The organism is Streptomyces sp. CA-106110 (assembly GCF_050936285.1).
Taxonomy (GTDB): Bacteria; Actinomycetota; Actinomycetes; order Streptomycetales; family Streptomycetaceae; genus Streptomyces.
Map to the genome: position 1 here is coordinate 978297 of NZ_JBNJNB010000001.1, position 13471 is coordinate 991767.

Sequence of the window (13471 nt, forward strand, 5' to 3'; positions counted from 1 at the left end):
ATGCGCATCTGTAACGACCGCGCGGGCGACAACGGACCCGCCGCGGAGGCCTCCCTGAGTCCGGCCGATGGGCAGGACCAGCCCCGGGCATACGTACAGCTGCGCCAGGACGGCGGCAGCAACTCGACCGACAGCGACCTGGGTTGAGTGCGGGTCACCAGCTGACACGGCACTGTGAGAATGCCCTCACAGCACGCTGAGATACGCGCAAACTTTTCCGCGCCGGCGTGCATCGGACAGGGAGGACCGGGCGCACGGCGCCGTTCACACACGCTCGTCTCGAGCGGCAAGTTCCAAGGAGCAAACAGACATGGCGACCTTCCGGCGCGGCACGGCGAGCCCGGACCCCGACAGCACAGCCACCTTCCTGACGGCACGACGCGTGGTGTCAGCGCTCGGTGCGGTAGCTGCCCTGAGCCTGCTCACTGCCTGCAACGACGGCCAAGGCACCGCCGGCGCTCCGCAGACGGCGTCCGGAACGGCCCAGCCGGCCTCCGGCGACAACTCGAGCGCCGCCGACAGCACAACGAACACGGGCGGCACCTCCGCCGACACCGGTTCGCCGCAGGGCTCCGGCAGCACACCCGCCTCTGGAGGCGGCGCCGCGAGCACTCGCTGCAACACGTCCGAACTGCGCGGGCACGTCGGCGAGAACAACCCGGGCGCAGGGCAGGAGAACTTCCCCCTCGTCGTGACCAACTTCTCCGCACGCACCTGCACCATCGACGGCTACCCGGGCGCCGCCTTCGTGGACGCCTCCGGTAAGCAGCTGGGACCGGACCCCAAGCGCGGCTCCGGAAGCCTCACGAAGATCACGCTGTCGCCGGGCAAGAGCGCCTGGGCGGGGCTGAGCTTCGGCAACCCCGAGGTCAGTGGCGCCAGCACGGCCACGCCCACGGGGATCCTGATCACCCCGCCGGACGAGAAGGACTCCCTGAAGGTGGACTGGACAGGCGGCCCGGTGCCCGTATCGTCCGCCGCAAAGCTGACGGCCTTCCAGGCGGGCACCGGCGACTGACCCACCCCGCTCCACACCCCGCTGCCGCAGAGCAACCGCCGACCGCTCTGCGGCAGCGGGGTTTGTCATGGAACAGGACGTCTGACAAACCGTGGGCGGACAGCATGAGGGAGCCGGGCCGAACAGGGGACCGAACGAGACAGCCACACCGCGCGAATGGTCTGAGCGGGGCAGGGCGGGACGGGGACGCTCAAACCCAGTTGCGTCGAGCTGCCGCGACACCAGCGCCGAACCGGTTGGTGGTCCCCAACTCTGTGTAGAGGTCTTGGATCCGCCGCCGCAGCGTCCGCGTCGAAACCCCGAACTGGCGGGCGATGGCCTCGTCTTTGACCCCAGCGGCGAAGAGCGCGAGCAGGCTCCGCTCCCCGTCACTGGGCTCCCGCTCCTGGTCGCCTTGGCCGGACGGGCCTGGTGACGGCAACGATTCGGAGTCGGGGCCACCATTCAGTGCGGGCGCGGTGGCCCAGTAACGTTCGAACAGCTCGGTCAATGCCTCCAGCAAGGGAGGCGCTTCGGTGTAGAGGCACTCGGTGCTGTCAGCGTCCAGGCTCAACGAGACCATCGCCGCCGACCGGTCCGCCATCGCCAATTTGATCGGCAGCGTCGGTGCGACCCTGGCTTCTTCCCCACGCGACACGAGACTGCCCAACCCCTGCCAGCCACCTTCAGCATCGAAACTGGCGGCTGCGTAGACGACACGCACCCGCACCCCGCGCCGGACAGCCGCCTCGTCGAGTGGTCCGTTCGGAGCCAGCAGGAAGGGAGGGCGGTCCAGAGCGCAGAGCTCGGATCGGGCAGCCTGTTTGAGTCGGTAGTAGTAGTCACCGACCACCTCCGGGCCGTTGATCGTCCTGGTGGCAGGTTCGGTCGTACTGGCCCGTCTGGCGTCGTCGAAGATCGCGCCGAGCGATCCCGCCGCGTCCCGTACGGCAGCCAGTTGACGCTCGCGTGACTCCACCAGTGCTTGCAGCGCGTGACGGGGATCCACGGTGAGGAACTCCCCTGAGGATCGACGGCTGACCAATCCGGAGTGGTGCAGACGTTCGAGCAACGCCAACGCCTGCTCCCACGCCAGTCCGCATGCCGCCACAACGTTGTCGACAGTCCCACCACCGCGTGTCAGTAGGTGGCGATAGACAGCCTCCGCCTCCGCATCGAGGCCGACCAAGGCCAAGGAGGCATCGTTTTCCATCGCTGCTCTCCGCTTCTGGCCTTTGCCGTGTGACATCGATCAGGAAATGACAAGCAGGGGCGGCGGCCAAAGGAACCAGCCCGGTTGTCGGCTGCCAGTTCAGGTCGCTCGATCTGCTGCCGTCGCGTCGCCGCACAGAACGACATCGTCGATCGGTTCGACGGACCTGACGATCGGTACAAGAAGGTCAAGAATATGACGCCGGGCTTCGGGCACGCGGGCCGGGCGTCCGGAGCATCATGACCGCTCGCGGCGTTGAGCCGGCACGACTGCCGGGGCGGCACCGGACCTGCCCGTGTGACCATTCGTCACCACGCGCAATCGAATCACACGTTGTCATCGCCCGCGGGTGCTGCCTCGGGCGGAACATACCGATGCGGCATATCCGGGCCACCCTGCGCAAGGTAGCGGCCCTGCTCACACGTGGGATTTCTTGGGGATCTGCCACCTTCTCACACCGTGCAGGATGTCCCACTTAGAGGTCCATTGTGCCGAATTGAAAGAATGCCACTTGGTGACATGGCACAGAAGTGCCAATGAGCTGTCTTTACAGTGATGCGAACGGATGGCTGACTGCGGAGATCTCCTGCACATCTAGTCCGTGAGGTTCCCTTGCCCATGCCTCCGTCCCGCAGACGCGGGTTGACAGCCGCCGTCGCAGCACTGGTGGTGCTGACGACCGCCGGTCCTGCCACCTCGGCCGACGCCGCTCCGACGTCCCCGTCCCCCAGAGCAACCGTCACCCCGGGTCCGGCCTTCACGCGTACCGTCACGCTGATCACAGGCGACAAGGCCACGGTGACCGCCCATGGCAGCAGGCGCTCGGTCACGTCGGTGACCGATCCCCAGGGCAGGACCGGTGGCGCGCACGTCATGACGGTCGGCGACGACATCTATGTGTATCCCGACGCGGCGCTGCCCTACATCGCGTCCGGGGCGCTGGACGAGCACCTGTTCAACGTCACCGAGCTGCTCGCGGACGGCTACGACGACGCGCGCAGCGACCACCTGCCACTGATCGTCACCTACACCGACGCCGCCGCCCGCTCCCGCAACGCAAAGGCCCCGGAGGGGGCGAGCAGGACCCGGATACTCAGCAGCATCCAGGGTGCCGCGATATCCGCCGACCACGCACAGGCGGCGGACTTCTGGTCCTCCCTCACCGGCACCCCGACGGGCTCAGCGGGGGCGCGTACGGCCGGGGCGGCGTCGCCGTCCGGACGGCTGACCGAAGGGATCGCCAAGGTGTGGCTGGACGGCAAGGCCAAGGCCACGCTGTCCGACACCACCGCGCAGATCGGCGCCCCGGAGGTCTGGGCGGGCGGGGACACCGGGCAGGGCGTGGACGTCGCCGTCCTGGACACCGGCATCGACGGCGCGCACCCCGACTTCGCCGGCCGTATCGCGGCGACGCAGAGCTTCGTGCCCGACGAGGACGTCACCGACCGGCACGGCCACGGCACCCACGTCGCCTCTACCGTCGCCGGCACCGGCGCCGCGTCCGGCGGTACGGAGAAGGGTGTCGCGCCCGGTGCCTCGCTGCACATCGGCAAGGTCCTGGACAACCTCGGCAACGGCCAGGACTCCTGGATCCTGGCCGGCATGGAGTGGGCCGCCCGCGACCAGCACGCCAAAATCGTCAGCATGAGCCTGGGCGGCGCACCCACCGACGGCACCGACCCCCTCAGCCAGGCGGTGAACCGGCTCAGCGAGGAGACCGGGGCGCTGTTCGTCATCGCGGCCGGCAACTCCGGCCCAGCGCCCTACAGCGTGAGCGCCCCCGGGGCGGCGGACGCCGCGCTGACCGTCGGCGCGGTGCACGGCCCGGGCAAGGGCGTGGACCAGCTGGCGAGCTTCTCCAGCCGCGGTCCCCGCGTGGGCGACAACGCCATCAAACCCGATCTGACCGCCCCGGGTGTGGACGTGCTGGCGGCGCGCTCGCAGTACGCGCCGGAGGGCGAGGGCGCCTACCAGACGATGAGCGGCACCTCCATGGCGACGCCCCACGTCGCGGGCGCCGCGGCCCTGCTGGCCGCCAAACACCCGGACTGGACGGGGCAGCAGCTCAAGGACGCGCTGGTCAGCACCACCTCGAGCACCCAGCGGTTCAGCCCCTATCAGGCCGGCAGCGGGCGGCTGAACGTCGCCGCCGCGGTGAAGGCCACGCTGGTCGCCTCCGGGAACGCGTTCGCACAGGCCCACTACCCGTACACGCCGGGTCAGAGTGTCCGCAAGGACGTCACCTACACCAACACCGGGGCCGAGCCGGTCACCGTGGACCTGTCCCTGAGCCGGGACCAGCTGCCCGAGGGCCTGTTCACCCTCACCGACACCCGGCTGACCGTGCCCGCGCACGGCGCCGCCACCGTCGGTGTGATCACCCACCTCGACGCTGCACAGGACAACGCCGCCTACTCCGGCCTGCTCACCGCCACCGGCGCCGACGGCACGGTTCTCTCCCGCACGCCGGTCGGCGTGAACAAGGAGGGCCGCCGCGTCACCCTGTCGGTCACGGCCAAGGACCGCCACGGGGCCGCCCTGCCCGGCACCCTCGTCCTGAAGGACGTCGAGCACAACACCACGCCCAAGATGTACGAGATCGACGCTTCGGGCCACATGAGCCTGCGCCTGTCCCCGGGCACGTACTCGGCGTGGATGAACACCACCGTGCCCGGCATCGACGGCACACACACGCTGGGCTTCGCGATGTTCTCCGCACCGCAGATCGACCTCGACACCGACCGCACCGTCAGCTTCGACGCCGCGGACCTGCGCAAGGCGGCCGCCTACACCCCGCAGCGGACCGCCAACCAGTTCATGCGGGTGGACCAGTCCCGCACCAACAGCGGCCTGTTCCCGTTCTTGGACAGCTACATGCCCGAGTACTGGCGGTACGACAGCCTCTGGGTGACCCCGACACCGAAGGTGACGAAGGGCTCGTACGTCTTCGCGACCCGCTGGCGGCAGGTCCAGCCGCCGCTGACGTTCTCCGCCGGCTCACAGACCTACGACGACGTCGTCATCCAGAGCCTGTCCCCCAAGTTGCCGGAGAGCACGGGCAGCTACCGGGCCGTCTGGGCGGGCGACGGCTCGGCCGCGGACTTCCGCAAAGTGACGGTGCGCGGCCAGGTGGCGGTCGTCCGCCGCAGCGACACCGTGCCCGCCCCGGACCAGGCCGCGGCCGCGTCGAAGGCCGGCGCCAGGCAGCTGCTGATCCTGAACGACGGCTACGGAAAGCTGGACCCGTGGGCGGACCTGCCGGACGCCGCCCCGCTGCCGGTGGCCTCGCTCGGCACCGACGACAGCGCACGGCTGCTGAGCCGGATCAGCAAGACCGGCACGGCGACGCTGAAGGTGGTCTCGCACCCGTATCCGCGCTACGTGTACGACCTGGTCCGCCACTACGACGGGGCGGTCCCCCGGGATCCGTCCTATCGGCCCGGCCCCGGCGAACTCGCCCGCATCAACGATGAGTTCCGCAACACCAAGCAGGGCGAGGCCGTCCAGTACCGCGAGGATGTGTCCGCCGTCTTCGACAGCCCCATGCTCATCCAGCCGACGGCGGTTGCGGCCCAGGGCACGCTGACGTCGTGGGTTTCGGCGGGCACGGACGCCCGCTGGGTCTCCTCGGCCAGCATGCGTGACCTCTACCAGGGAGGCGTGGCGCACTCGTACCAGCCGGGCAGCACCACCAGTGAGACCTGGTTCTCCCCCATCCAGCACCCGCGGCTGCTGAACGACAACATCAGCTGGCGGGCCCCGTACCGGACGGGCGACATCATCAACACGTCGCGGCTGCCTGCGTGGGGCGACTCCGACGGTCACGGGGGCGTCGCCTGGGTCGACGCCGACACGACCAAGATCTCGCTCTACCAGGGCGACCAGTTGCTCGGCGAGGGCTTCAACGAGGGCATCATCTCTGCCGAGGGGCTGTCACCGGACCCGCTGCTCTACCGGATCGTGGTGGAGGGCAAGCGGAACCTGCCGGACCGGCCGTACTCGACACGGACGCGCACCGAGTGGGCGTTCACCTCCGCCACCACGGACTACACGGTCCTCACACCTCTGCCCCTGGTGCAGCTCGACTACACGGTGCCCACTGACCTGTCCGGCAAGGCGCACCAGCGGACTGGGCTGACGGTCACCCCGTCGCACCTGACGGGCGCGGCGGGCACGGGGGCGATCCGTACGGTGACGCTGGAAGTGTCGTACGACGACGGCGCCACGTGGCACAAGGCGACGCTGCGCCAGTCGGGCGGCAATTGGAAGGCGCAGCTCGACGCGCCGGCGCGGGCCCGCTTCGCGAGCCTGCGCACCACGGCGCAGGACACGGAGGGGAACAGCGTGAGCCAGACCCTGATCCGCGCCTTCGGCCTGAAGTAGCGACGGCGGGCGGCTGACGAAAGGGCCCCTGTCCGCGGCATCCACCGCGGACAGGGGCCCTCGTCCACGCGGCGGCGTACGGCTGCCCATCACCGGGGCGAACCATGCCTAATGAGGCACCAAGGTCCGAAACCTCCCGAATTGACGTCAGACACATCTGTGAGCACGTCCATTGACAGTGCGGTGCGCTTCACTGTCCGCCATGGAGCTCACGCAAACGACCGTCAACGACCTGCTGGCCCAAATCGGCCCGGGGGACGGCTACATGTACCTGCCCAGCGACCTCGACCCGCAGGACCTGACCGACCTGCTCGACGGCAGGTACGGCGCGCCGCGCACCCTCGTCCTCGACGGCTTCACCGAGCCGATGGTCGACGAGTCCAGGGGCGCGGCTCTCCTCGTCCCCTTCGAGGACCGGGTCGTCACGATACGGGCGTGGGCATACGGGGATCAGTGGATCGGCACGGGCACGGCGCGGGACGCCGAGGAGATCGAGCGGCCGGTGCTGGTGGTCGCTCGCAGGGCGGTGCCAGAACCCTTGGCGGTCGCTCCGGACCAGGACGTCGACTGGATGCAGCGGCTCAGGCAGATCACCGGCTGGACTCAGCCCGCCCAGCGGCCGGACGTGGACTGGGCGGAGGTGGAGTCGCGCCTGGGCACCACGCTGCCGAGCGACTACAAGCGCATGGTCGAGACGTTCGGCGAGGGTGCCTTCGACGGATATCTGGACCTGAACCAGGAGCCGTGGACGGCTCTCAGAGAGGACGGGCTGCTCATCTGGGCGGGCACGGAGCACGAGGACCTGTACTGCTGGAAGACCGACGGCGACGACCCCGACCGTTGGCCCGTCGTCGTCCGGTCCTTCGACGGCGAGAGAGTCCCCTTCGCGTGCCAGGCCGCGGAGTTCGTCTGCCGCATCCTCATCGACCCGCACCACCGGTTCACGATGGCCCGCTATTTCGACACCCACTGGTTCATGAACTACCAGGCACGCGGCTGAACCCCGCCGCCAACGGCGTCCGCAGAGGGGCTTGAGATGCCCGTTGCGTGCCCGATCCGTCGGAACGCAGCGGGAACTCACCGGGAACAGCGGCACCGATCACCCTCCGGCCCACGTCAGGGAGTTGCCAGGTCACCCGCCATCCGCAGGTGATCTGCACGCCGGCGGGCAGGCCGGCGTCGTCCTTCCCGGCTGGAACGCTCGCGGCGGGCAGACCGCTGATGTTGAACACCGAGGTGAACCAAGGCAGTTTGGCGGCGTGCTCGACCATCGCGTCCGTGTCGGTGGTGTCCAGCAGGCCGAGCGGCGGGACGGGGACGGCCAGGGTCGGGCTGAGCCAGACGTCGTGGTCGGTGAAGAACGGCGCGACCTGCCGTCCGACCGCCTCGATGTCGCGCAGGGCACGGGTGAGGCTGGTGGCGGGCAGACCGGCGATCCCGTCGTGCAGCCAGCGGGTGAACGGTTCCAGGTCGTCGTCGGCGAGGTCACGGCCGAGGGCGGTGAGCCGGTCCTCGATCCTGGCCTGTACACCGATGGACATGACGATCGCGCCGGCCTGCGTGGCGACGGCCATGTCCCAGGCCGGGGCTGCCTCCCGGACGTCGTGGCCGAGGTCGGCGAGCAGGTCGGCGGTGCGCCGCACGGCGCGGACGGCGGTGTCGTGTGCGGTGACGCCTGCGGGGGTGGCGGTGGCGACGCCTATGCGCAGCGGCGCGGGCGGACGGTCCAGCGCGGCGAGGAATGATCCCGCCTCAGGCCCGGCGAGCGGCCCGTAGGCGTCGCCGGGCAGCGGGCCCGCGACGACGTCGAGGAGCGCGGCGCTGTCGCGGACGGTCCGGGTCACCGCGTGGTGCGCGGCCAGCGGATAGGCCAGGGCGCCCAGGCCCTCGTCGTCGGGCACGCGGCCCCGGGACGGCTTGAGCCCGAAGAGCCCGCAGCACGCGGCAGGGATGCGGATGGATCCGCCGCCGTCGTTGGCGTGCGCGACGGGCAGCAGCCCGCCGGCGACGGCGGCCGCTGACCCACCGGACGAGCCACCCGCCGAGTGTATGGGCCGCCACGGGTTACGGGTCGGGCCGTGCAGCAGCGGCTCGGTGCTGGCGTTCTTGCCGAACTCGGGGGTGTTGGTCTTGCCGATGAGCACCAGGCCCGCGCGCCGGTACCGGCGCGCCAGGTGCCCGTCCCACGCGGCGACCGCCTCCGCGAACAGCCACGAACCGGACGTGGTCACCATGCCGGCGATGTCGCGGCCGAGGTCCTTGACCCCGAACGGGACGCCGCGCAGTGGACCGTCCGGCAGGCCCGCGTCCACCTCGGCGCGAGCCTGCTCGATGCGGGTCGCCACGATGGCGTTGACGAGGGGGTTCCGTTGCTCAATCCGGGTGGCGACCGCGTCCAGCAGTTCGTGCGGGCCGATCTCGCCGGACCTGACGAGCGAGGCCAGCCCGACCGCGTCGTTGGTGTCGAGGAGTTCGAACGCATCCATGATCGCTCCGGGGTTCAGTCGCTGTGGAGGGCAGTGCGCAGGCCCTCCTGCGGGGTGGGTTCGGGAGTGGGGGATGTGTCGATCTCGATCTGGTGGACGACGCCGTTCCAGCGGGCCGGGGGACGATAGGCGTCCTCGACGGGCAGGCCGCGGTCGTGGCCGATGCGCAGGCCCGCGCCGCCGTGCTGGAACGCGGTGGGCCACTGGCCGCCGAGCCGTCCGGTCGCGACCTCCTGACTGTCCTGAAGCAGGATGATCACGGTGCCGTGGACGCGGACGCCGATCCGGTGGCGGCCGGGGGGCAGCGGCCCGGGGGCGGTGACGCGGTCCAGGTCGCCGGCGCGGGAGCAGGCGAAGGCGAGGCGCCCGCCGACGGCGTGCAGGACGAACCCGCCGATGCGGTCGCCGAGGGCGCAGAGCACCCCGTCGGCGCCACTGTCGGGGACCTCGGCGTCGGCGAGCAGAGTGAATCCGCCGGTCAGCAGGGGCAGTGACTCGTCGTGGACGGGGCCGCCGCCGGGCCGGTACACGGCGCGCCGGGGGAACCCGTACGTGGGGAAGATCATGTGGGCGAGCCGGTCCTGAAGCGAGTCCTGCAAGGGCAGCACGTTGTTGCGCTTCGCCTCGGCGTCCCAGCGCACCTGAAGGTCGGCGACGATGTCGGGGTGGTCGTCGGCGAGGTCGACGGCCTCTGCGAAGTCGGTGGCCGGGTCGAACAGCGACCAGCGGTCGGTGGCGAAGTCGCGGCTGCCGCGGATCAGGCGCTCCTCGTCCAGGACGCCGCGCGAGACGTGGTCTGTGGTGGCCTTCCAGCGGCCGTGGATGATCGACCGGGAGCCGAGCATCTCGAAGTACTGGGTCTGGCGTGGCGCCGACGCGTCCGGGTCGTCGAACGTGGGGAACAGGCTGCGCCCGTCGACGGGTTGCTGCGGGGTGCCGTCCACGGACTCGGGGGCGGGTACGCCGCACGCCTCCAGGATGGTCGGCATCAGGTCCACGGCGTGCACGACCTGCTCGCGGACCTGGCCGTGCGCGGTGATGCGGCGCGGCCAGTGCATGATCAGTGGGACGCGGGTACCGCCGAGCCAGGTGTAGCGTTTCCACAGCTTCAGCGGGGTGTTGCCCGCCCATGCCCAGCCCCAGGCGTAGTGCGGGTAGGTGCCCGGGCCGCCCCACTCGTCCAGCGCGGCAAGGTTTCGGTCGTGGGTGTCGCCCATGCGGGCGGTGAATCGGTGCTCATTGGGAGTACCGAGCTGCCCTCCCTCCGCGCTCGCGCCGTTGTCGGACATGACCACGATGAGCGTGTCGTCCAGGCGTCCGATGCGCTCCAGGAGGTCCAGCAGCCGGCCGATCTGCGCGTCGGTGTGGGTGAGGAACCCCGCGTACACCTCGTGCTTGCGGGCGAAGACGCGGCGCTCGTCCGCGCCCAGCGCGTCCCATTCGGTGATCCACGGCGGACGTCCGGGCAGTACGGTGCCCTCCGGAACGATCCCGGACGCGACCTGGCGGGCGAAGACCTCCTCGCGCCAGCGCTCCCAGCCGTGGTCGAACCTGCCTCGGTAGGGCTCGGACCATTCGGGGGCGACGTGGTGCGGCGAGTGCATCGCACCGAACGGCAGGTGGATCACGACAGCCCGTATCCTGCCGTGCCCCGCCCTGCGGCCCCTCGGGCAGGATGGCTGCCATGCCCACACCCTCGGAGTCCACCCGGCTCTCGCTCGAGCAGCGCCTTGGCGAGCATGCCCGCACCACCTGGCCGCAGATCAGGCGGCTGCACGTCCGTCACCGCGGAGCCTTTGCCTACGTGGAGGCGGAACTGGCGGACGGCGAACGGGTCACGCTGATGCGCCTGCGCTACGGCGGAACCGCCAGCAGGTGGGGCTTCGCCCTCTACTACGCCAGCAGCGACCGCTACGAGGACTCCCTCCTGCCCACCGGCGGCTTCGCCGGCACCCCCCAAGACGCCCTCGACTGCGCCTGCCACCTCCACCTCGCCGCACTCGGCACCTGACCAGGCGATACACACAACGTCGGCTCCCGCGTCAACCCCCGAAGGACTTCCGGCACGGACCACTAAGCTTGCGATTTTAGCTTTTGTCGTCACTCTGTGTGTTTACCGGTGGTCGGTTCGCTCTTGCGGTAGGGCGGTCGCTTGGATTTCGGGCGGTTCTTCGAGCCTTTCGGGCGGCCTGGGCCGGGGCGGGTGGGTTTCGGCGAGTCGGCGGGTGTGCCGATGCGTGCGCGGAGTCGGCGGAAGCCGAGGCGGACCTTGTAGGGGCTGAGGGGCTTACCCGGGTCCGGTCTTGGGTGCCAGGGGCGGCGCAGGTCGTCCACGAGGTGGCGGGCGAGGCGTAGTTGGGCGTAGGCGCCCATGGCCAGGGACACCCACCGGTCGGTGGCTGCCGCCGAACTCAGGTGCGCGCTGGCCAGGCCGAGATAGGACTTGGCGAAGCGGTGGAAGTGCTCCTGGTCGAAGCGCCGCAGGTAGGCCTTCCAGAGCAGGTCCGGGTCGGCCGGAACGGGGCCGGCGTGCCACAGCCACAGGTCCTTGGGTGGCTTGCGGCCGTCGGGCAGGTGGTCGACGACCACTTGCAGGACCGTGCCGCGCACGATCGGCAACTGCTTGTCCCGCGGCCAGTTGGCCCAGCGGCCGGTGCTGCCGAGTTTTTGGTGCAGTCCGCTCCAGGCGCGGACGGTCACGGTGCCGTACAGCTCGGACTCCACGGTGCGTTCGAAGGCGGGGGCGTGTCGTTTGGCGGGGTCGGAACAGGAGAACTCCGCGCCGTGGCGCAGCGGCGCGCCCATCTGGCCCGGTCGCCGGGGCGGGGGGTCGAGGTAGAAGACCCGGGTGGCACGTAGCCGGACCAGCAGTTGCACGTCATGGCCGGCCAGGGCGTGGGTGAGGTCGGTGGCGTAGTTGCCAGCGTCGAGCAGGACCAGCGGCGGCGGGTCGCCGGGCTGCCACTTCCCGGTCGCGGTCAGGTCTTTGAGCAGCCCGGTGATCTGGTCGATCGTGACGTCGGTGTGCTCCTCGCCGGGCCGCAGTCGGCGTGCCTCGATGGGGTCGACCCAGGAGGAGGACCCCCACTGGATGCCGACGAGCAGGCTGTAGGGCCAGCCGGGCAGCCAGCGGTCCCCGCCCTTGCCGCGGACCTGCACCATCGTCCGCTCGTCGGCGTACTCGGCGTCGGGGCGCGCGTGCGGAGTGGTGTCGATCGCGAACATCAGCGGCTCGCCCTCCCTGGCCGGGGCCGACAGGCCGATCAGCAGGTACCGCAAGCGGCTACTGCTTATCTGGCCATGGGCCAGGGCGTCGTAGACAGAGCCGTGTCGTCGGCGGAACTCCGGCTCCAAGGACAGCTCAACCGGTGATCGCACCGGGCCCTGCGCGCACAGCATCGCGTCCGCCAACTCGAACAAGGCATCCCCGCGGCGGGTGAAGCAGGCATGGAGACCCGCACGGAACCTGGATAACTCGGACAACGCCTCGACGCGGGCAGGGGTGTCTTGCAGACTGTCCATCACGGCCTTCTGGTGCAGCTGGATCTCTGGCGAGAACCCAACATCACCCGAAGGCCGTTCCCATGTCCGGCGAACAGCAGAATCCAAACCTAAACGATCTTCACGTCCTAAAATCGCAAGCTAAGGTGCCCTTATGCGCCTGACTCCGGCCCGCTGCACGAGCGTTGAACTCCGCGCCTGGACCGGGCTCACCGGGCCACAGATGCAGCACCTCGTCGAGCAGCTGTGGGAACGGAGACCAGACGCCGACCACGGCCGGAACTGGGCGCTTCCGTTCCCCGACCGGGTCCTGCTGCTCGTCCTCGCCTACCGGACCAACCTCACAAGGCAGCAGTTGGCGTCACTGTTCGAAACAACCGACTCCACCGTGCACCGCGTGATTTCCCCTCTCGCACCGCTCCTCGGGGAACTCCCGGGGCCGCCCCCGGGTGACCGGCGAGAGCTGTGGGTCGTCGACAGCACCCTCATCCCCGTCCACGACCACACCCACACCGCGAAAAGCAAGAACTACCGGCACAGCGTCAACGTCCAGGTCGTCTGCCGGGCCCGGGACAGACGCATCGCCGCACTCGGTGACGCATGGCCAGGGAACCGCAACGACATCGTCGTCTTCCGGGAAACTCTCGGCCGGACCCTTCCAGCTCACCCGCGGCTCGCCGGCGACGGCGGCTACCGCGGCTGCGCTCACATCAGAACACCACGTCGCGGACCAGACGGCCGCATCATCAAAGATCGGACCTACAAACGGTTCCGGAAACGGCGAGCAGTAGCCGAACACACCATCGCACGCCTCAAAGACCATCAAATCCTGCGGCAATGCCGCCGCCGCGGCGACGCCATCAACCACTGAGGCTGTGCTGCATGGTTCCC

General features: G+C 70.0%; 10 protein-coding genes. 6 read left to right on the plus strand and 4 right to left on the minus strand.

The annotated features are described in order from the left end of the window. Together ACQEXA_RS04670 and ACQEXA_RS04675 are read left to right on the plus strand one after the other, a co-directional pair. Positions 1–147: a hypothetical protein gene (locus ACQEXA_RS04670; protein WP_432936968.1), complete on the plus strand. Its 147-nt coding sequence runs from the start codon at positions 1–3 to the stop codon at positions 145–147. Between the two features lie 163 nt (positions 148–310). Further along, on the plus strand, positions 311–1018 hold the full coding sequence (locus ACQEXA_RS04675; RefSeq protein ID WP_432936965.1) for a DUF4232 domain-containing protein: 708 nt from the start codon (positions 311–313) through the stop codon (positions 1016–1018). Positions 1019–1208: 190 nt separating this feature from the next. On the opposite strand, the gene ACQEXA_RS04680 is transcribed toward ACQEXA_RS04675, so the two are convergent. Then, positions 1209–2210, minus strand: coding sequence for a LuxR family transcriptional regulator (locus ACQEXA_RS04680; protein ID WP_433128784.1), 1002 nt, complete (start codon positions 2208–2210; stop codon positions 1209–1211). A 618-nt stretch (positions 2211–2828) separates the two neighbouring features. Here ACQEXA_RS04680 and ACQEXA_RS04685 point away from each other — a divergent pair. Continuing rightward, positions 2829–6593: a S8 family serine peptidase gene (locus tag ACQEXA_RS04685; RefSeq protein ID WP_432936959.1), complete on the plus strand. Its 3765-nt coding sequence runs from the start codon at positions 2829–2831 to the stop codon at positions 6591–6593. Positions 6594–6795: 202 nt separating this feature from the next. After that, positions 6796–7593, plus strand: a complete 798-nt coding sequence (locus ACQEXA_RS04690; RefSeq protein ID WP_432936956.1) for a hypothetical protein — start codon at positions 6796–6798, stop codon at positions 7591–7593. Here ACQEXA_RS04690 and ACQEXA_RS04695 read toward each other — a convergent pair. Together ACQEXA_RS04695 and ACQEXA_RS04700 are read right to left on the minus strand one after the other, a co-directional pair. Then, a complete protein-coding gene (locus ACQEXA_RS04695) occupies positions 7568–9079 on the minus strand; it encodes an amidase (RefSeq protein WP_432936954.1) in 1512 nt (503 codons plus the stop codon). The two genes, ACQEXA_RS04690 and ACQEXA_RS04695, sit on opposite strands and share 26 nt — an antisense overlap. Positions 9080–9093: 14 nt before the next feature. Further along, positions 9094–10707 carry a sulfatase-like hydrolase/transferase gene (locus tag ACQEXA_RS04700; protein WP_432936951.1) on the minus strand — a complete coding sequence of 538 codons (1614 nt, stop codon included), beginning with the start codon at positions 10705–10707 and terminating at the stop codon, positions 9094–9096. A gap of 56 nt (positions 10708–10763) precedes the next feature. On the opposite strand from ACQEXA_RS04700, the gene ACQEXA_RS04705 reads away from it, so the two are divergent. After that, a complete protein-coding gene (locus tag ACQEXA_RS04705) occupies positions 10764–11090 on the plus strand; it encodes a PH domain-containing protein (protein ID WP_432920489.1) in 327 nt (108 codons plus the stop codon). A gap of 89 nt (positions 11091–11179) precedes the next feature. On the opposite strand, the gene ACQEXA_RS04710 is transcribed toward ACQEXA_RS04705, so the two are convergent. Continuing rightward, positions 11180–12601 (minus strand): transposase, encoded by a 1422-nt coding sequence (locus ACQEXA_RS04710; protein WP_433128786.1) that lies wholly within the window; start codon positions 12599–12601, stop codon positions 11180–11182. A gap of 133 nt (positions 12602–12734) precedes the next feature. On the opposite strand from ACQEXA_RS04710, the gene ACQEXA_RS04715 reads away from it, so the two are divergent. Beyond that, positions 12735–13451 (plus strand): transposase, encoded by a 717-nt coding sequence (locus tag ACQEXA_RS04715; protein ID WP_433128788.1) that lies wholly within the window; start codon positions 12735–12737, stop codon positions 13449–13451. Positions 13452–13471 lie beyond the last annotated feature (20 nt).